This window comes from Dolichospermum compactum NIES-806, assembly GCF_002368115.1.
GTDB lineage: Bacteria > Cyanobacteriota > Cyanobacteriia > Cyanobacteriales > Nostocaceae > Dolichospermum > Dolichospermum compactum.
The window spans coordinates 1,881,093-1,899,663 of record NZ_AP018316.1 but is presented as its reverse complement, the minus strand read 5'-3'; the positions used below and the strand labels follow the sequence as shown (position 1 = coordinate 1,899,663).

Sequence of the window (18,571 nt, the reverse complement as noted above, 5' to 3'; positions counted from 1 at the left end):
TTGAGGTTTGTATTGAAAAGACTGTTTTCTTCACCTATTCAGGTAACTCAGCAGCATTACGAATGTTTTGCAAAATTAAACTAGGTGCAGTTCGTTTAACTAAACCAGTTAATACGTTACCAGGACCAATTTCTACAACTTTCTCAATGCCATCTTCTACTAATTGCAAACAAATTTCTCGCCAGCGGACAGAACCAGTCATTTGTTGAGAAAGACGCTGTTTTAAAGTTTCCGCTGCCACTGCTGGAATTGGATCTACATTAGATAAAACTGGGACAGTTGCTGACTGAAAAATCACTGAATCCAGAACTTCTTGAAATTCCATTGCGGCTGCTTTCATTAAATGGGAATGAAATGCACCCGAAACCTTTAAGGGGATAGCCCGTTTTGCTTTGACTTGTGACATGACAGCCTGTACAGCGTCTGGAGTTCCAGAAATAACAACTTGGAGAGGACTGTTATCATTTGCTAAAACTACATCAGGTGTGGCACTAATAACTTTTTCTAATTCTTCTCGGTCAAAGTTCATTAATGCTGCCATCATTCCCCCAGCAGCACTATCCATTAATTCTGCCCGCCGTTTTACCAAATGTAACCCAGCCGACCATTCAAAAACACCTGCCACATAAAGAGCGATATATTCGCCTAAACTATGACCTGTAACTACGTCCGGCTGCTGTCCTTTTTCTCGCAAAATATCAGCAATAATACTTTCGATTACATATAAACTAGGCTGGGTATAAAGTGTCCGTGATAAGGTGTCAATATCACTTTGACAGATATCTATTACAGACCAACCCAAAATTTCTTCAGCTTGAATAAATTTTTCTTTGGCAGATGGTAGATTTAACAAGTCTATTCCCATTCCCAATGCTTGAGAACCTTGTCCGGGAAACACCCATGCAGTTTTAGTCATTTGTTATTAGTCGGTGGTCAGTTGTTAGTTGTCAGTTGTCAGTTGTCAGTTGTCATTGATTATTAGTATTAATTTTCTACTTTTGACTTTTGACTTTTGACTTTTGAATTATCTATCTTCCCCATTGAAAAATTGCTGCACCCCAGGAAAGACCGGCACCAAAACCAGATGTGGCAATGATATCATTAGGTTTAATTTTCCCGGCTCGCACTGCTTCATCTAAAGCCAGGGGTATAGATGCGGCGGAGGTATTACCATAGTCGGCAACATTGCTGATAATTTTATGTTCGGGAATCTCTAAGCGTTCAGCAACGGCATTGATAATTCTTTGATTTGCTTGATGCAATACTAGCCAATCTATATTTTCAACTTTGAGATTAGCTGCAAATAGGGCTTTGTCTATCACTTCTGGAACTCTTTGCACAGCGAAGCGGTAGACTTCTTTGCCGTTCATCGTAATAGGATGATATTTGCCTGTAGATACATGAATTTCTGGTGTCAGTTCTGTGCTAGAGGCGTTATAGGCTAGGTTGAGACAATTGTTTTGAGAACCGTCGCTTTTGAGGCAAAATCCTAATAGGCGATCGCTTTTATTAGCCTGTAATACCACTGCCCCTGCCCCATCACCAAATAACACACAACTGCGTCTATCTTGCCAATCTACCCATCGAGAGAGGATATCAGCCCCAATTAAAAGTACATTTTGATAGACACCTGTTCTGATGTATTGTGCGGCTGTAACTAAACCAAAGACAAAACCAGAACAAGCGGCGGTTAAATCAAAGGCGACTGCTTTGGTAGCACCTAATTCACCTTGAACACGGCAAGCAGTGCCAAATAGGTCATCAGGGGTGGAGGTGGCCAATAAAATTAAATCTATGTCTGCTGCTGTGATCCCAGCGGCAGCAATGGCCTGTTGACTAGCCGCAGTGGCCAATGATGCCAGTGAGTCAGGGGGCAACGCTAACCGTCTTTGACGAATTCCTGTTCTTGAGGCAATCCACTCATCTGATGTTTCTACCAGTTGAGTTAACTCTTGGTTGTGTAAACAAGTTGCTGGGACTGCTGAACCACTACCTGTAATTGCTATACCACCGTTAAAAAAATTTTGCACTTCTTTTTTTCCTCAATTGTCAATTGTCATTTGTAAATTGTCAGTTGTCTTGTTTGTAAGCATTAATAACGAGTACCAATGACAATCCCAATTTTAGATTAGAGATCAAGAATTTTAGATTTACAAAAGTATTTATGAATCTAAAATCCGCAATCTAAAATCGGATGACAAATGACAAATAGCTGTTAACTTAGTATTTCCACGTTGAAGAAATAATAGCTAACTACTTTCATTTTGGAGAATTTGATATTGGGACTGGAGTCTTTCTAGCACCTGATTATCTACCGCTTCTTTAGCCATACGAATGGCACTAAAAATAGATGGTGCTTGGGAACTGCCATGACCAATAAAACAAATACCGCTGACACCTAAAAGCAAAGCTCCTCCGTGTTCAGCATGATCCATGCGTTGTTTAACGCGCTTTAGATTAGGCTTTAAAATTGCTGTACCGATTTGACCGTGTATCCCTTGGGGTAATTCTTCTCGCAGGATTTGTAGAATTACGCCTCCAACCGCTTCGGCAAATTTTAATAAAATATTACCCACAAAGCCGTCGCAGACAATCACATCAAATTCACCGGATAATACATCACGCCCTTCCGCATTACCAGTAAAATTAATTTGAGTATTTTCCCGTAACAATTGGTGGGCGCGAAGAACTACTTCGTTACCTTTAGTATCTTCTTCGCCAATATTCAATAAACCTATTCTGGGTTTTTCTGTCCCCAAAACATACTGACTGTAAATTGAACCCATGACTGCAAACTGCTCTAAAAATTTAGGGCGACAGTCTACATTAGCGCCGACATCCAGGATCATTACTGGCTTGCCGGCTTTGATGGTGGGGAATACTGTGCCAATTGCTGGGCGGTCAATTCCCGGTAATCTGCCTAACCGCAGCAAAGCTGATGCCATAGCTGCACCAGAGTGTCCAGCAGAAAATACAGCATCTGCTTGTTGATTTTTGACTAAATCCATCGCTATATTGATGGAAGATTTCCGCTTGCGTCTAACTGCGTTGAGAGGATCTTCATCCATAGCGATCGCTTCCTCGGCAGGAACAATCTCCAAATCCGCCATAGTTGTCCTTGGCGGGATAATAGCCTCAATTTGTTGGGGATCTCCAACCAATAATATTTTTACACCCAATTCCTCTCGCGCCCGCAGTGCGCCGGCGACGATTTCAGCGGGTGCATGATCTCCCCCCATTGCGTCAATTGCGATCCTTACACCAGTCGATCCCATTGCTCAGAGCTTATAGAAACCTTACAAATTTTATCAGATTGCAATACTTAAAAATTTAAAATTATCAAAAAAGCATAAGAAAATCTACTTTTTTTGAAACCAAGAGAATTAGTATATTTAATTTCACTTAATTACGCTTGTTAATTTTTATTTAGAGTTAAATAAATAGTATTGATAATTACAGCAGTTTTAGCTGTCATGAGGTACGGTTTTTCATCACCAAACTTGTAGGGGCGGGGAAACCCCGCCCTCCATTGTGTTGCTAATGTCACAAAGCAAATCAAAAATTAGATTCCCGACTTTTTCAAAAAATCGAGAATCTGGAAAAAATCCTATAAACTTCTGGGAAGGTGTGTATCTAACCAAGTAACTAAATCAGATATTCCTGCAAAGTCTAAAAACTCTTCTCCTAATATTTCTAATTGTTCAGTAGGTAATAACCGAATCCGTTCAACTATAAATGAATCCATTTCCCCAAACCGCCGATTTAAAAGACGATTCAAAAAACGAACAGCTTCTTTTTGTTCTCCTATTTTTTCTCCTTTCTGTTCTCCCTTTTGCAAAATATCCTGATAAATTACAGATTCTTGCATAATATCCTCACTCAATAATTGACGAATTAGATTTTTCTCGAATCGTAAACCTGCTAAAATCTCTGTGTAAGCAGCAGTATTCTGTCTGGCTGGTACATCTGTAATTTTAGCAATTTCTGTAGCTACTGGGGATAATAACTCTGGTGCGGAATTTGTTTTTGTTAATGGTGCTAGTGGAAGTAATGCTGGGTTATTGAGAAATAAAGCTGAATCTTGTTCCCACATCCTGATGACTCGATAGCAATGAGATGTCATTTCATCAATATAAGCTTCGGTAAAAGCGATTTCATTACTTGTTTCTTGTAAGAAAATCACCACTTGGGTAACAGGTAGATTATACTGTCTAACTAATCTGACAAAATAATCTAACATTCTTAACGGAATGGGAGTTTCTGATTTAGTATTGGTTTGAAATTCTAGATGTAGGATTCTGTTTTTTGTTTGCAGCAATATAACGGAATCTGCGCGAATTGGTTCAATGCTTAATTCGGTTTTTAAGACTTTAATTTTTTCAACTTCTTCAGGTAATAACCAATTGGCAAAATCAAAGGGATATTTTTCTGCTAGGATTTTGCAAACATTATCAAAACTCACAATTCACACCCTGATTCACAGTTTTCTAGATTTATGGTAATGGCGGGGTTTCCCCGCCCTGTTGAGGTGAAATTAAATTAACTCAGAACCCAGCTAACCAGTGTTCTCACACCAAAACCAGTTGCCCCAGCACCATTGTAGCCATGTTCCTTATCAGCCCAAACTGGCCCGGCAATATCTAAATGCGCCCAAGGGGTATCCTTAACAAACTGCTTCAGGAATAAAGCCGCAGTAATAGAGCCGCCATAACGGGGTCCGGTATTTTTCATATCGGCAATACCTGATTTTAGCCCTTCAAAATATTTATCTTCCATCGGCATCCGCCAAATTTTCTCACCAGCATTGTCAGCGGCTGTTTGTAGTTGGCAAGCTACCGCGTCATCTGGTGTAAATAAACCGGCAATATCTTCACCCAAAGCGACCACACAAGCACCTGTAAGGGTTGCTAAATCAACGATCGCATCTACACCCAATTTATCCGCATAAACCAAGGCATCAGCCAAGGTTAACCGCCCTTCAGCATCAGTATTGTTAACTTCGATTGTTTTGCCATTTGATGCAGTTAAGATATCTCCTGGGTGCATAGCCTTGCCGCTAATCATGTTTTCGGTAACGGCGGAGATGAAGTGAACTTCCACATCTGGTTTTAACTGCCCAATGGCTTTAGCTGCGCCTAAAGTTGCCGCTGCACCACCCATATCCATTTTCATGGTTTCAATCCCACTACCAGCGCCTTTAATGTTCAATCCACCGGAATCAAAAGTTACACCTTTTCCGATAATTGCCAGTTTCCGCTTAGGTGTACCCGCTGGTTTATAGGTGAGGTGAATGAATTTTGGTGGTAAATCAGAAGCTTGGGCGACTCCCAAAAATGCCCCCATACCTAGTTTTTCGCATTCTTCCTGTTCGAGAATTTCCAGTTGTAACCCGTATTCGTGAGCGATCGTTTGGGCAGTTTCTGCCATAGTAATAGATGTAACCGCATTCGCTGGCGCTGCTACCAACTGTCTCGCCAAAATCACACCGGAAACAATTTGATTTGCCCGAGTAATAGCCGCTTCTTGTCCAGCTAAACCAAGTAAATCAATGGTTTCGATATTGGGATTTTTATCTTCTGGCTCAGATTTAAAGCGAATATCTTGGTAAAGTGCCAATTCTATGCCTTCAGTTAGTGCTTGGGCTGTGGTGGCTGGGTCATTGTTCCACAGTGGTAAACTGATACCCAAAGTCTTGGTTTTTTGCTTTTTGGCGGTTTTGGCTATAGTCGCAGCTACACGGCGTAAACTGTCTAGTTTTAGTGCGTCTGGTTTTCCTAAACCAACCACAATCACCTTCTTAACTGGGTAAGTCCCACCTAAACGAATAACAACGGTGCTATTAGCCTTACCTGTAAACTCTTCCTCGGTAATAACTTCTTTTAAAATCCCCGCAAATTTATCATTTAACTTGACCAGATCCCCAGTTAACTCCACCGCATCTTCAAATAGACCAAAGGCTAAAGTATCACCAGTCCAATCTAATAATCCTGTATTTGTAAGTTGAATCGTCATTTTTGTAATTTCTGTCTATCTTTCTTCATGTACCAGTATTGCTCAAATTTTGGGAATCATGGGCGTTGTACGCAACGTCCTGACAATCTGATAAGATGAGAAATAGTTGACAAATATCCAATTTACAAAGTTTTATCGGTTTTTTAGCCATCTGTCCCTTGTAAAAATTATTATTATGCCTAAAGAAATCAATCAGCCTCAATTACCACCAACCAGCGCCATTGATAGTGTCACTAATGTGGCCTTTGAAAATTGGTTTGAATATTCAGTCCGGGCCCAACCTCACCATACTGATTATGCGGGTATAGTTTGGCATGGTACTTATTTAACATGGATGGAAGAAGCACGGGTAGAATGCTTACGTTCCATCGGCATTGAATTTGCTGATTTAGTAGCTTTAGGTTGTGATTTGCCTGTTGTAGAGTTGTCAATTCGTTATCATCAGTCGGTGAAATTAGGAATGCCAGTCTTAGTAAGAACACGGATGGCTGAGGTGACAGGAGTGCGAATGAACTGGGACTACACCCTTATTTCTCCTGATGGTCAAGACTTATATATTACTGCTTTGGTAACGTTAGTCGCTTTAGATCGGGAAAAAGGTAAAATTATGCGTCAGTTACCACCCGCGTTTCAAGATGCTTTGGCGAAAATTTCTGGTTCTCGGAAGATTGGGTAATGGGGACGGGGAATTATAATAAAAAAACTTTTCCAGCCACCCATACTTTTAATATGTCTAAATCAGTAAAAATATCTAATCATTTAACACAAAAGGTTCAAGAAAAAGAGAAAGAGAAAGAGAAAGAGGAACAACTAATTAATGAACTTAGACTTTTATTAAAAACCTTGATTTATCAAGAAGAAGTTATAATTAAAGCCATTATAGCTTGTCTTTATGATATTGGTTCAACAAATTTGATAAATCATAAGTCTAATTTTGGAACTCTCAATAAAACTCTAAAATTTATGACTAAAAAGTCGAAGCCAGTAGCTAAAATGCTGGCTTGGCAATGGTTTAATAAAAATTGTCCCGAGTTAATTACTCAATGGCTGCAAAGTAAGGTGACATTTGTAAAAGTGGAAGAAACGAAGATAGAGGTGATGGTAGATAATGAAAATCTCAGGTTAGCTTCTATGTCTCAACTTCCAGAAGAAAATCAAGTTAATCACGTAAAACATCTGCATTTTCAGGTGAAATTGTTAACAGGTATTTTAGTTGTAGTTTTAACTATCTTTTCTGGTAGTTTTATTTGGTTGAATTATTCATTAAAGCGATCGCATTTGCAAACTGTAGAAAAACTCCAAAATCAAGTTAAAATCCTAGAATCTGGTGTCAATAGACATTAGTAATTAAAAATGAATAAACATACAGCACTTTGAGTGTTATGAAGTACAAGAACCCCAACCCCCTCCCCGCAAGCAAGGATGGGACTATGATGTATTTCATTCAAGTGCAAACTGTACATACAACAGCTTCGTAGAAATCTAAAATCTAAAATTGATATGTTGCGGGTTTTAATTCTCGGTGGAATTGGTGATGCAGTGGAATTGGCTGCTAAGGTAGCAAATATTCCTGGTATTGAGGCGATCGCTTCTTTAGCCGGTCGAACTCGTAAACCTGCTAATCTTGTTGGTAATGTGCGGATTGGCGGTTTTGGTGGTGTCCCAGGATTGGTTAATTATTTGCGAGAAATGCAAATTGATCTATTAATTGATGCTACTCATCCTTTCGCTAATCAGATTTCTGAAAATGCGGCCGCAGCGACCCAGGAAGTAGGTATTCCACGATTAATGGTAATTCGTCCAGCTTGGGAAAAATTAGCGGATGATTGCTGGTTAGAAGTAGAAAATAATCTTGCTGCTGCTGCTGTTTTAGCAAATCAAGCTAAACGAGTATTTTTAACAATTGGTAGACAAGAAATTGCGACTTTTGCACATTTACAGGAAATTTGGTTTTTAATGCGGATGATTGATCCACCAAATACTGATGTTATTGTCCCACCTGGATTAATTTTATGCGATCGCGGTCCTTTTACTTTAGAAAACGAACAGGAAATCCTTCTCAAATACAATATAGATACCATTGTTAGCAAAAATAGCGGTGGTAGTGCCACATATCCCAAAATTATCGCCGCTAGGAAACTCGGAATTAAGGTTGTGATGGTAAATCGTCCACCTGTACCCCCAGGAGAACAAGTTCCAGACGTAGATAGTGCGTGTAAATGGTTGTTTAACAAGTTGGATATTTTATAAAATTAAGGTAATTAATGGAGGGACGCAACATGGTGATTAAGAAACCAGATATTAACAATACTCCTCAAAATCTGATTTTACCTTGTTATTCTAAATCTGAGGAAATGCTCAGATATTCTATTCAATTATTAATTCACTATCTCAAATTTGCAGATGTGCCAACTCCTTATTCAAATAATACGAATTATTGTCTTGTTTAGCGATCGCACCTTTCCCTCTATCATACCCTAATTCAGCAATGCCCAATCCTGTACATCCTAAAATCCTGGACATCCTGATTCAGACAATTAAAATTTCAGCATCCCACCAATAACCTACAAATCACAATCCTGTACATCCTAAAATCCTGGACATCCTGATTCAGACAATTACAATTTCAGCATCTCACCAATAACTTACAAATTACCAACGAACCATACAAACTGTAGGTTGGTTAGAACGCAATGAAACCAGAAATGTTGAATAGCGTAATAAAACTTTACATATTGAAATAAACTTAGCCTATAAGTGCTATTTTTCATCTTATCCAAATAAGTTTTCTAAACCAATGAACATAACTTATTTCCTGACACATATAGGACTGAAGATAACGGAGTTTATCTAATAAAGTTTTGCCAAATTCTTGCGGTATTTCTATTAGTTGCAATATCAAATAAGCGATTAAACAGCACATTATCTGAATTCTAATTCCATTCTCATTCTTTGTCATAAGTCTGTCTAACTTGAGGTGCATTTTTAAGAATTTCCATAACAATTCAATTTGCCATCTTTGTATGTAAATTTCCATAATCTCTTGATTACTAACTTGCTCTTCTCCTTCATTTAATAAGTTTGTTGCTAAACGAAATTCACTCTTAGTTTCTATATCACAAAATGCTACTACTCTAATTTCCACTTCTCTTTCATCTTTGCCAACTTTACAATTACCATTTTCTAGCATTTCTAAAGTGACATTATTTTTAATTCTTAAGACAAAAGCTTTATTTTTTTGTTGTTTTAATTCAGATATTCTTTCGGAGGATGCAAATCCTCTATCCATTATCCCTACTCCTTTTGACGGAATTGCTTCTACTGTTTCTTGTCCATATTTATGGTCATGTCCTTGCCCAAAATGAATCACCATTCCACCAACTTCTGATGTCAAACTATCTAACCCACAAAATAGTTTTACTTGATGATATCCTTGACTCCATAATAATTTACTTGTTAATGTAATAATTGTTGAATCTATAGGAAATAATGCTTGGGTTTCTTCCTTTCCTTTTTTCTTTCTCAGTTGATTGTTTAATTCAGTTATTATCTCCAAAAATACTTGAGTATCTCTCTTTTTACTTGCCTTGGAAAAATTTGATATTTTTAAATCTATCCCTTGATTATTTAGTCTTTGAAATAAATCTCTCATACTCACTATACTTTTATCCATGACATACTGTAACCACACTGATACAAATGAAAATGTGTCCAGAACTGGATAATCTTTTTTGGGCAATGGTTTCAATATTGTTTTGACCACTTCTGGGAAATTCTTTAAGCGCATAATTTGATAATTCTTTATCTATATTTTTTTAGATTGTATCAAATTATGGTACTTTTTTTTAATCTTTTCCTAACATTCAACACTTCTGCAATGAAACCCAACAATTTAATCATCATCTATATTATTGTGAAAATGTTGTGTTTTCTAAGTTAAAGGTAAAAAATGAGCGATCGCACTAATCCCCAAACCAAGAACTACCAATACCAATACCCAAACCAAAAATCGCAGCTAAAATACCAACACCGACTACAACTCCTGCTGCATTCTTCAGATGTTCACCAAGTTTTTCAGCATCATTTCTCTCTTGAATAGCCTTCAATAGATAAAACTGATCTTCATCACTGAGAGCAGCGATATAATTCTCAGAAATTTTTTCAATAGCAATAGACTTGAAAAAACTAACACGTTGTTGTTGATGTTTGTCCAGATTATCCAGTTCATGTTGCCGTCTTGCATACTCTCTATGACTGATAACTAAATATATGTAAGTATAACTTAACATATAAAAAGTGGTATTATGGCTATATATCAAGTTAATAGAGTACATTGGCACAAGCTTAACGCACCATTTCAATAAAAAAATCAAAATGGTGCGTTACATTTCAATTAACGCACCTTACAAATTAACTATAAGCCTCCATCGGTAAACATAAACATTGACAACACAATGCAATTGCATTACATTGAAAATAGAGTATAAATCTCAAAATTGTTATGTTTGTCAAACCCATACCATCCTCAGAGTCTACCCTAACAGATAGATATCAAACCACAATACCCGAACCCGTGCGTAAAGCTCTAGGCTTGGGTAAACGTGATAAAATCCGCTATGTGATTCAACCTGACGGTAAAGTAATTATTTCTCGCGCTGATCAAAAAGAAGAAGATCCGATATTGGGGGAATTTTTAAACTTTATCGCCCAGGATATGCAAAAAAATCCTCAGCATATACAACCAATTAAACCAGATTTAGTAACCCGTATTCAATCCTCAGTTGTTGATGTGGATGTTGATCTGGATGCACCACTATCAGACGAGGATGAGTAAAGGTGTCTGAAAATCAATCTTTAATAATTAATGGATGGACTATATTTGCTCACTCCTTATTTCTGGAACAGTTAGAAGAACTGATCATACAGGTAGAAAACTTACGTCAAAAATATCCTCAAGAATACAAACAGAAAAACGCCACAAAACGGTTAGCTGCTATTTTCAAACTTGCATTTAATGTCATTCCTCAAGATCCAACATTAAACGATTATCGTCAAGGTACAACCTTGGGACATGAATACAAACACTGGTTTAGAGCTAAATTTTTTCAACAATACCGATTATTTTTTAGATATCATCAACAGAGTAAAATTATTGTTTATGTTTGGGTAAACAACGAAAACACCAAGCGAGCATATCAAAGTAAAACCGACGCTTATCGAGTTTTTCAGAAAATGCTAGAAAGCGGCCATCCTCCAGATGATTGGCATGATTTATTCAAAGGAGCAGAAAATCAAAATCATCGTTTAGAACAGATTTTCAAAACAGAAATTTAGTTAGTAGGGTGCGTCAGCGTAACGCACCATATCCGACAATGAAAACTGTACATCCTAAAATCCTGGTTATCCTGATATGGCTAACGCCACACTACGCTATCAGACAATTAAAATTTCAGCATCCCACCAATAAATAACCTACAAATTACCAACGAACCATAGAAACTGTAGGTTGGGTAGAACACAGTAAAACCCAACAAATTAATCATCATCTATAATTATTGTGAAAGTGTTGGGTTTTCTCAACTTTGTCGCGGGTCTTCATCTGGTGGATGCCAACCACCTTTTATCCAAAAACGACGTGCTTTGATAATAGAACCTTCATTATGCCTTTCATCATTGAGGTCTAAGCGATTACAAGTAGCCCTTCCTGTAGCAGTAATACCAATAATTTTTAAACCATCTGCTGACCAAAGAAAATGGTCTAACCATTTCTGTTTTCGAGGATTAAATATGGGAATGATATCTCCAGTTTGTCTGATAGCCAAGCTATATCAGGATATCCAGGATTAAAGGAGTTTAAAAATCTCTTCAATATCAACAGGTAAATATGGAAAAACAGAGTCTTCAGAACCATCATGTAAATGATGAGGATAGGTTGCAATTTCAGGATGATGGGGTGCGTTATCCCAACGTTTGATTAGTTCTCTATTTTCAGTTTGCCAATGAAAACTATATTTAATTATTTCTACTTGTCCAGGTTCTATTTTAAAAAACTCAAACATTTCTAAAAAACTACCATCTTTTAATATCACACGATAACGCCATAAACCTTTATCAGTTTGTGCTTCTTCTCTAAGAATTTTAAAATTTACAATTTTTGGACAAAGTGTGATTATAGATTTGATCCAAGCTAAATAATCATCGGCGTTTTTAATATTTTTCATAAGGCTTGTTCTAACTTATGGATTTTTGTTAAAATATCTTTGCGGAGTTCGCATAAACCAAACCATTCAAAAAAATCCATTTCATCCCCTAAATTTCCTGAGTTAAATTGTTCTACAAATTGTTCAGAAGTGAGTTCATATTTTTTTTCAAAATTATCTATATCTAAGTTATATGTAGCTAGTTTTTGACGATGACGAGTTAAAATTACATTTAGGAGTTGCCCAATAATTCTTTCTAATTCTGTATTGTCGCTACAGTTTTCACTCAGCAATTCTAATTTTTCTAATGTATTCATAATTACATATGCTTTTGGTGAGGTTTATCTTTATAATACACTATCAATCTGATTTTTTTTGTCTGAATCAGGATAACCAGGATTAGAGGATTTATAGGATGTTGTTTTTTATTTGATGTGGGGATTTTGAGAATATTTTTGTCTGAATCAGGATAACCAGGATTAAGGGATTTACAGGATGTTGTTTTTTATTTGATGTGGCGATTTTGAGGGTATTTTTGTCTGCATCAAGATAACCAGGATTTGAGGATTTACAGGATGTGGTTTTTTATTTGATGTGGGGATTTTGAGGGTATTTTTGTCTGCATCAGGATAACCAGGATTAGAGGATGTACAGGATGTAATTTTTTTATTGTTTAGGAAAAATGGCAATTTTTGGATGATAGATAATATACTGTGATTGTAATTATCATTTTTCAATATTCACAGATAATTCATAAATAACAATCCTGTACATCCTAAAATCCTGGACATCCTGATTCAGACAATTACAATTTCAGCATCCCACCAACAACCTACAAATAACAATCCTGTAAATCCATGAACACACCTAATACCCAAAATAGAAAATTAGATGAAATCACATATATCATTAATGGCTGTGCAATGAAAATACACCGAACTTTGGGAAATGGTTTTCAGGAGGTTATTTATCAAAGATGTATGGAAATTGAGTTGCAAAAATCAGGTTTAGGTTTTGGAAGAGAGGTAGAACAAGTAATTTATTATGAGGGAATTGAAGTAGGAACAAGAAGGGCGGATTTTATAGTTGAAAATCAGGTTGTGGTGGAGTTGAAAGCGATAATTAATTTAGAATATGTTCATTTAGCGCAAGCGAAAAATTATTTGGTAGCTTATAATTTTCCTGTGGGTTTATTGATTAATTTTGGTGCGTTAAAGTTGGAATATAAGAAGGTTTTTAATTCTAGATATCAGGGTTAATTTGTCAGAATCAGGATTTCCAGAATTAGAGGATATTCAGGATGTTGTTGTTTATTTGAAGTGGGGATTTTGAGGATTTTTTTGTCTGAATCAGGATATCCAGGATTTAAGGATTTACAGAATGTGGTTGTTTATTTGAAGTGGGGATTTTGAGGGTATTTTTTGTCTGAATCAGGATATCCAGGATTTAAGGATTTACAGGATGTTGTTGTTTATTTGAAGTGGGGATTTTGAGGGTATTTTTGTCTGAATCAGGATATCCAGGATTTAAGGATTTACAGGATGTTGTTGTTTATTTGAAGTGGGGATTTTGAGGGTATTTTTGTCTGAATCAGGATAACCAGGATTTAAGGATTTATGGCTAACGCCACGCTTCGCTATCAGGATGTTGTTGTTTGATTGTCTATGAGAAGTACAGATTTTAGGATGTTAGATAATAAGTGATCCGTTAAATTATTTGTTTTTATTTGTTGACTGTTGGTGTAACTGTATTTTATAATATCTCAATATTCACAGACAATTCATCAATAACAATCTGTCTGAATCAGGATAACCAGGATTAGAGGATTTTCAGGATGTAGTTGTTTGATTGTCTATAAAATATAGAGATTTTGGGATGATAGATAAGTTATCAGTTAAATTATCCGCTGTTAATTCTTGACTATTACTGTAACTGGATTTTATCATCTTTCAATATTCACAGATAATTCATCAATAACAATCCTGTACATCCTAAAATTCTGGACATCCTGATTCAGACAATTACAATTTCAGCATCCCACCAATAACCTACAAATCACAATCCTGTACATCCTAAAATCCTGGACATCCTGATTCAGACAATTACAATTTCAGCATCCCACCAACAACTTACAAATAACAATCCTGTAAATCCTAAAATCCTGGATATCCTGATTCAGACAAAAAATATGAATCAGATATTTTAATTATGTTGGGTTGCTTTCCTTAATCTAAGCTAGAAGATGAGCGATTTCTAGGTCGTGCTTTGCCATCGCACTAAGTTAGAATAATTTACCTAGTATTTTATGGTTCGTATTTACAAATTAACTCAAGTACCATCTGTCGATGATTACGTAACTGGTTTAACTGCAATTCAGTCTCGTATCAGTGAAAAACAACGTCGTTTACTTCAAGTGCAGTATCATACCCCCAATAGGAAAGTAACAGCAACTCAGCTTGCAGAATTAGCTAATATTGAAGGTGGTCGTCCAGTTGTTAACTCTCTATATGGAAGAATGGGACATTTATTTTGCGATGCAACTGGATTTGACGCTTACAAACATATAAATGATAAATATTTTTGGTGGTCTGTTTGGTCTATTGGTTATGCAACTCGTAATAATTTTATATGGGAAATGCACCATGAAGTTGCTAAAGCTTTAGAGTTATTAGGTTGGGTTAATAACAATGATCAATTTGTAGATAAAGATAAATCTTCTAATTTACTATATGAGAAAATTTTTAATGAATTAGTATATGAAAGAGATGATCGTAATCCTCCTGATAATAGGCGACTTGCACAATTTAAGATGGGATGGTTAAATGCAAAATCATCAAAAAAAACATATACAAATAAAACATTAAATAAGCGTCTGACATGGAACAATTTAGGATATCGTTTTGGCACGCAATTAGGTAATTTAGATGATTCTTATATAGAAGAAACTTATAATTTTCTTGCGAGTAAATATATAGCAAACCATGAAGTTAGCCTTAAAGATATAACCAAAGATACAGTATTTTTTGCTGAAGAAGTTAACCCATCTGAAATTTTTCGGGAAGGTGTAATACATCAAATCTCTGTCAATGCCTATGAACGTGATCCGAAAGCACGTCAAAAATGTATTTCACACTATGGTACAAGTTGTTTTATTTGTGGATTCAATTTTGGTCAAACCTTTGGTGAATTAGGTGAAGGTTTTATTCATGTTCATCATCTTAAACCACTGTCGCAAATACGCACAGAATATGAGGTTGATCCTGTAAAAGATTTGCGTCCTATTTGTCCAAATTGTCATGCAATGATTCATCGAAAGTCACCTCCTTTTAGTATTGATGAAATAAAATCCCTGATTTCATAAGCTATTAGCTCGTAGGGTGCGTTAGTGCCAGCGTAACGCACCTTATCCCACAATGAAAACGGTGCGTTAATGAAATGTAACGCACCCTACAATTAACTAACTATAAGCCTCCATCGGTAAACAAGAACAAACAAAATTCCTATCCCCAAAAGCAGCATCAATTCTCCCCACACTTGGCCAGAACTTATATTCCTTATTCCAAAGTGCAGGATAAGCAGCTTGTTCACGGGAATAGGGATGATTCCACTCACCAATAATCAAACTTTCCGCAGTGTGAGGAGCATTTTTCAAAAGATTATCGTGAATGTCCATTTTACCAGATTCAATTGCCGCAACTTCCTCACGAATCGCAATCAAAGCATCACAAAATCTATCTAATTCCTGTTTAGATTCACTTTCCGTTGGTTCTACCATAATTGTCCCAGCTACAGGCCAAGAAACAGTAGGTGCATGAAAACCATAATCCATTAACCGCTTCGCAACATCATCAATTTCAATCTGCGCTGATTTCTTCAAACTTCGCAAATCTAAAATACATTCATGTGCCACTAAACCATTTTTTCCCTGATACAAAACCGGATAATATGATTCCAATTTCTTAGCCATGTAATTAGCATTCAAAATGGCAATTTTGGTGGCTTCCGTCAACCCATCTGCACCCATCATGATAATATACATCCAAGAAATCACTAAGATACTCGCACTACCCCAAGGTGCAGCAGAAACAGCACCCAAATCACCACCCATTCTTACTACAGAATGTCCTGGTAAAAACGGGACAAGGTGGGAAGCAACACCAATGGGACCCATACCGGGACCACCACCACCATGGGGAATGCAGAAGGTTTTGTGTAAGTTCAAATGACAGACATCTGCACCAAAATCACCAGGACGACAAATACCGACTTGGGCATTCATATTAGCGCCGTCCATGTAAACTTGTCCACCGTGAGAATGAATTACTGCACAAATTTCTTGAATTGCTTCTTCAAATACCCCATGAGTTGATGGATATGTCACCATTAAAGCTGATAATTCATGACTATGTTTTTCAGCTTTGGCTTTTAGATCTTCAACATCAATATTACCATGATCATCACAAGCAACTCCCACAACTTTCATCCCACACATTACCGCACTTGCGGGATTTGTACCATGTGCAGATTGGGGAATTAAACAAATGTTTCTGTGTCCTTCTCCGCGACTTTGATGATATTCATGAATTACCAAAAGTCCCGCATATTCACCTTGAGAACCTGCATTTGGTTGTAAGGAAATTCCCGCAAAACCTGTAATTTCTCTTAACCATGCTTCTAGTTGTTGGAACAGGATTTGATAACCTCTAGTTTGCGAAATTGGCGCAAAAGGATGAATTTTCCCAAATTCTGCCCAAGTAACGGGAATCATTTCTGAAGTTGCGTTTAACTTCATGGTACAAGAACCCAAGGGAATCATTGAAGTTGTTAATGATAAATCCTTGCTTTCTAGTTGATGTAAATAACGTAATAATTCAGTTTCAGAATGATAACGATTGAAAACTGGATGGGTGAGGTATTTACTTTCACGGGATAATTGAGAATTAGAAATTGGTAATTCTTCAACTGTAAAAGGTAATTGATCTTTCAATGCGAAAATTTGCCAAATGTCAATTAAATCTACTTCTGTGGTAGTTTCATCTAAGGAAATACCCACAGTTGAATTATCAAAAATTCTCAAGTTGATATTTCTCTCATGTGCAGCGTCGAGAATTGCTTCTAATTTGGTATTTCCTAATTCTACCCGCAAGGTATCAAAGAAGTTTTCAGAAGTGATTTTATAACCTAACTTTTTCAGTCCTGCGGCTAAAGTTGCGGTTAGTTGATGGATGTTTTGGGCGATCGCTCTCAATCCATCTGGTCCATGATAAACTGCATACATACTCGCCATCACTGCCAATAAAACCTGCGCTGTGCAAATATTACTGGTGGCTTTATCTCTGCGGATGTGCTGTTCACGGGTTTGCAAAGCTAAACGTAACGCAGGTTTACCATGAATATCCTTTGATACCCCCACAATTCGCCCTGGAACAAGTCGTTTATACTCTTCCTTCGTGGCAAAATAAGCAGCGTGTGGTCCCCCAAAGCCCAAGGGAATACCAAAGCGTTGGGTGCTACCTACGGCAATATCAGCCCCTAATTCACCGGGGGGTGTGAGCAATAATAAGCTCAGAGGATCTGCGGCTACAGTCACCAATGCACCCTGAGCATGAGACTTTGTGATAAAATTGCGATAGTCGTAAATTGTCCCGTCAGTTGCGGGATATTGCAGAACTGCACCAAAGATAGTTTCGGTAAAATCAAAGGTTTGATGATCACCGATAATGATGTTTATCCCTAAAGGTTTGGCGCGTGTTTGCAAAACATCAATGGTTTGAGGATGACATTCATAGGACACAAAATAGTTATGTGATTTATTTTTGCAGACACCATAACTCATAGTCATTGCTTCTGCGGCTGCTGTTCCTTCATCAAGTAAAGAAGCGTTAGCAATTTCTAAACCCGTCAAGTCAATAATCATGGTTTGGAAATTTAACAACGCTTCCAAACGTCCTTGGGCAATTTCTGGCTGATAAGGGGTGTAAGCTGTATACCAACCGGGATTTTCTAAGATGTTGCGTTGAATGACGGTAGGGGTAATACAGTCATAATATCCCATGCCGATAAATGAGCGATAAACTTGATTTTTATCCGCTATTTGCTTTAATTTTGCCAGCGCTGCATATTCGCTCTGTGCTGCTGGTAGATTTAGGGTTTGATGAAAACGAATTGCCTGTGGTACTGTTTTATCAATGAGGTCACCAAGGCTGGAAAGACCTAAGATATCAAGCATTTGCTGAACGTCATCGGGGTTTGGTCCAATGTGTCTTTGTGCAAAGTTGCCTAATTTCTGACTGGTGTGAGGTTGAGTGCGCGGGGGATTAGCTACCACAAATCGTTCTCCAAAGGTTTCTGTATTAATA

The 18,571-nt window shown here is 37.2% G+C and carries 17 protein-coding genes and 2 pseudogenes; 8 read left to right on the top strand and 11 right to left on the bottom strand.

Annotated elements, in window-relative coordinates; genetic code table 11:
- Positions 1 to 34 precede the first annotated feature (34 nt).
- The 5 genes from fabD to CA730_RS09140 form a co-directional block, all read right to left on the bottom strand.
- A complete protein-coding gene (gene fabD / locus CA730_RS09160; RefSeq protein ID WP_096666560.1) occupies positions 35 to 916 on the bottom strand; it encodes an ACP S-malonyltransferase in 882 nt (293 codons plus the stop codon).
- A gap of 112 nt (positions 917 to 1,028) precedes the next feature.
- The gene (locus CA730_RS09155) at positions 1,029 to 2,030 is read right to left on the bottom strand and encodes a beta-ketoacyl-ACP synthase III (protein WP_096666557.1); all 1,002 of its coding nucleotides are present in this window, start codon (positions 2,028 to 2,030) and stop codon (positions 1,029 to 1,031) included.
- Positions 2,031 to 2,249: 219 nt separating this feature from the next.
- Complete coding sequence (gene plsX / locus CA730_RS09150; protein WP_096666554.1) at positions 2,250 to 3,275, bottom strand: phosphate acyltransferase PlsX; 1,026 nt, start codon at positions 3,273 to 3,275, stop codon at positions 2,250 to 2,252.
- Positions 3,276 to 3,607: 332 nt separating this feature from the next.
- The gene (locus CA730_RS09145) at positions 3,608 to 4,462 is read right to left on the bottom strand and encodes a DUF4351 domain-containing protein (protein WP_096666551.1); all 855 of its coding nucleotides are present in this window, start codon (positions 4,460 to 4,462) and stop codon (positions 3,608 to 3,610) included.
- A 77-nt stretch (positions 4,463 to 4,539) separates the two neighbouring features.
- Positions 4,540 to 6,012 carry a leucyl aminopeptidase gene (locus CA730_RS09140; RefSeq protein WP_096666548.1) on the bottom strand — a complete coding sequence of 491 codons (1,473 nt, stop codon included), beginning with the start codon at positions 6,010 to 6,012 and terminating at the stop codon, positions 4,540 to 4,542.
- A gap of 175 nt (positions 6,013 to 6,187) precedes the next feature.
- On the opposite strand from CA730_RS09140, the gene CA730_RS09135 reads away from it, so the two are divergent.
- The 4 genes and pseudogenes from CA730_RS09135 to CA730_RS09120 form a co-directional block, all read left to right on the top strand.
- Complete coding sequence (locus CA730_RS09135; protein WP_407919780.1) at positions 6,188 to 6,688, top strand: acyl-CoA thioesterase; 501 nt, start codon at positions 6,188 to 6,190, stop codon at positions 6,686 to 6,688.
- A 53-nt stretch (positions 6,689 to 6,741) separates the two neighbouring features.
- Positions 6,742 to 7,356, top strand: a complete 615-nt coding sequence (locus CA730_RS09130; RefSeq protein WP_096671402.1) for a hypothetical protein — start codon at positions 6,742 to 6,744, stop codon at positions 7,354 to 7,356.
- A 156-nt stretch (positions 7,357 to 7,512) separates the two neighbouring features.
- Positions 7,513 to 8,262 carry a cobalt-precorrin-6A reductase gene (locus CA730_RS09125; RefSeq protein ID WP_172891166.1) on the top strand — a complete coding sequence of 250 codons (750 nt, stop codon included), beginning with the start codon at positions 7,513 to 7,515 and terminating at the stop codon, positions 8,260 to 8,262.
- Between the two features lie 83 nt (positions 8,263 to 8,345).
- Positions 8,346 to 8,462: pseudogene (locus CA730_RS09120) on the top strand (IS1 family transposase); the annotation flags it as partial.
- A gap of 317 nt (positions 8,463 to 8,779) precedes the next feature.
- Here CA730_RS09120 and CA730_RS09115 read toward each other — a convergent pair.
- Complete coding sequence (locus CA730_RS09115; protein ID WP_053537527.1) at positions 8,780 to 9,799, bottom strand: transposase; 1,020 nt, start codon at positions 9,797 to 9,799, stop codon at positions 8,780 to 8,782.
- A 175-nt stretch (positions 9,800 to 9,974) separates the two neighbouring features.
- Positions 9,975 to 10,352: a hypothetical protein gene (locus tag CA730_RS09110; protein ID WP_157749942.1), complete on the bottom strand. Its 378-nt coding sequence runs from the start codon at positions 10,350 to 10,352 to the stop codon at positions 9,975 to 9,977.
- Between the two features lie 161 nt (positions 10,353 to 10,513).
- Here CA730_RS09110 and CA730_RS09105 point away from each other — a divergent pair, with 161 nt between their 5' ends.
- Together CA730_RS09105 and CA730_RS09100 are read left to right on the top strand one after the other, a co-directional pair.
- Complete coding sequence (locus CA730_RS09105) at positions 10,514 to 10,846, top strand: type II toxin-antitoxin system PrlF family antitoxin (RefSeq protein WP_096666542.1); 333 nt, start codon at positions 10,514 to 10,516, stop codon at positions 10,844 to 10,846.
- A gap of 2 nt (positions 10,847 to 10,848) precedes the next feature.
- Positions 10,849 to 11,346 carry a type II toxin-antitoxin system YhaV family toxin gene (locus tag CA730_RS09100; RefSeq protein WP_096666539.1) on the top strand — a complete coding sequence of 166 codons (498 nt, stop codon included), beginning with the start codon at positions 10,849 to 10,851 and terminating at the stop codon, positions 11,344 to 11,346.
- Between the two features lie 242 nt (positions 11,347 to 11,588).
- Here CA730_RS09100 and CA730_RS09095 read toward each other — a convergent pair.
- The 3 genes and pseudogenes from CA730_RS09095 to CA730_RS09085 all read right to left on the bottom strand — a co-directional run.
- A pseudogene (locus CA730_RS09095) lies at positions 11,589 to 11,819 on the bottom strand (HNH endonuclease); the annotation flags it as partial.
- Positions 11,820 to 11,855: 36 nt separating this feature from the next.
- A complete protein-coding gene (locus CA730_RS09090; protein WP_096666535.1) occupies positions 11,856 to 12,233 on the bottom strand; it encodes a toxin-antitoxin system TumE family protein in 378 nt (125 codons plus the stop codon).
- Positions 12,230 to 12,529, bottom strand: a complete 300-nt coding sequence (locus tag CA730_RS09085) for a hypothetical protein (protein ID WP_096666531.1) — start codon at positions 12,527 to 12,529, stop codon at positions 12,230 to 12,232. Before CA730_RS09085 ends, CA730_RS09090 begins: the two co-directional genes overlap by 4 nt.
- A 540-nt stretch (positions 12,530 to 13,069) precedes the next feature.
- Between CA730_RS09085 and CA730_RS09080 the strand changes: the two genes are divergently transcribed.
- Positions 13,070 to 13,471, top strand: coding sequence for a GxxExxY protein (locus CA730_RS09080; RefSeq protein ID WP_096666528.1), 402 nt, complete (start codon positions 13,070 to 13,072; stop codon positions 13,469 to 13,471).
- Between the two features lie 1,046 nt (positions 13,472 to 14,517).
- The gene (locus CA730_RS09075) at positions 14,518 to 15,573 is read left to right on the top strand and encodes an HNH endonuclease (RefSeq protein ID WP_231940054.1); all 1,056 of its coding nucleotides are present in this window, start codon (positions 14,518 to 14,520) and stop codon (positions 15,571 to 15,573) included.
- A 96-nt stretch (positions 15,574 to 15,669) separates the two neighbouring features.
- Here the strand turns inward: CA730_RS09075 and gcvP are convergent, their stop codons facing one another.
- Positions 15,670 to 18,540 (bottom strand): aminomethyl-transferring glycine dehydrogenase, encoded by a 2,871-nt coding sequence (gene gcvP, locus CA730_RS09070; RefSeq protein ID WP_096666524.1) that lies wholly within the window; start codon positions 18,538 to 18,540, stop codon positions 15,670 to 15,672.
- Between the last annotated feature and the right edge of the window lie 31 nt (positions 18,541 to 18,571).

Coding starts and splice junctions, on each gene's coding strand:
- CA730_RS09090 (WP_096666535.1), bottom strand. CDS start 12,233: ATGAAAAATATTAAAAACGCCGATGATTATTTAGCTTGGATCAAATCT.
- CA730_RS09135 (WP_407919780.1), top strand. CDS start 6,188: ATGCCTAAAGAAATCAATCAGCCTCAATTACCACCAACCAGCGCCATT.
- plsX (WP_096666554.1), bottom strand. CDS start 3,275: ATGGGATCGACTGGTGTAAGGATCGCAATTGACGCAATGGGGGGAGAT.
- fabD (WP_096666560.1), bottom strand. CDS start 916: ATGACTAAAACTGCATGGGTGTTTCCCGGACAAGGTTCTCAAGCATTG.
- CA730_RS09075 (WP_231940054.1), top strand. CDS start 14,518: ATGGTTCGTATTTACAAATTAACTCAAGTACCATCTGTCGATGATTAC.
- CA730_RS09105 (WP_096666542.1), top strand. CDS start 10,514: ATGTTTGTCAAACCCATACCATCCTCAGAGTCTACCCTAACAGATAGA.
- CA730_RS09085 (WP_096666531.1), bottom strand. CDS start 12,529: ATGAATACATTAGAAAAATTAGAATTGCTGAGTGAAAACTGTAGCGAC.
- CA730_RS09130 (WP_096671402.1), top strand. CDS start 6,742: ATGTCTAAATCAGTAAAAATATCTAATCATTTAACACAAAAGGTTCAA.
- CA730_RS09125 (WP_172891166.1), top strand. CDS start 7,513: ATGTTGCGGGTTTTAATTCTCGGTGGAATTGGTGATGCAGTGGAATTG.
- CA730_RS09115 (WP_053537527.1), bottom strand. CDS start 9,799: ATGCGCTTAAAGAATTTCCCAGAAGTGGTCAAAACAATATTGAAACCA.
- CA730_RS09140 (WP_096666548.1), bottom strand. CDS start 6,012: ATGACGATTCAACTTACAAATACAGGATTATTAGATTGGACTGGTGAT.
- CA730_RS09080 (WP_096666528.1), top strand. CDS start 13,070: ATGAACACACCTAATACCCAAAATAGAAAATTAGATGAAATCACATAT.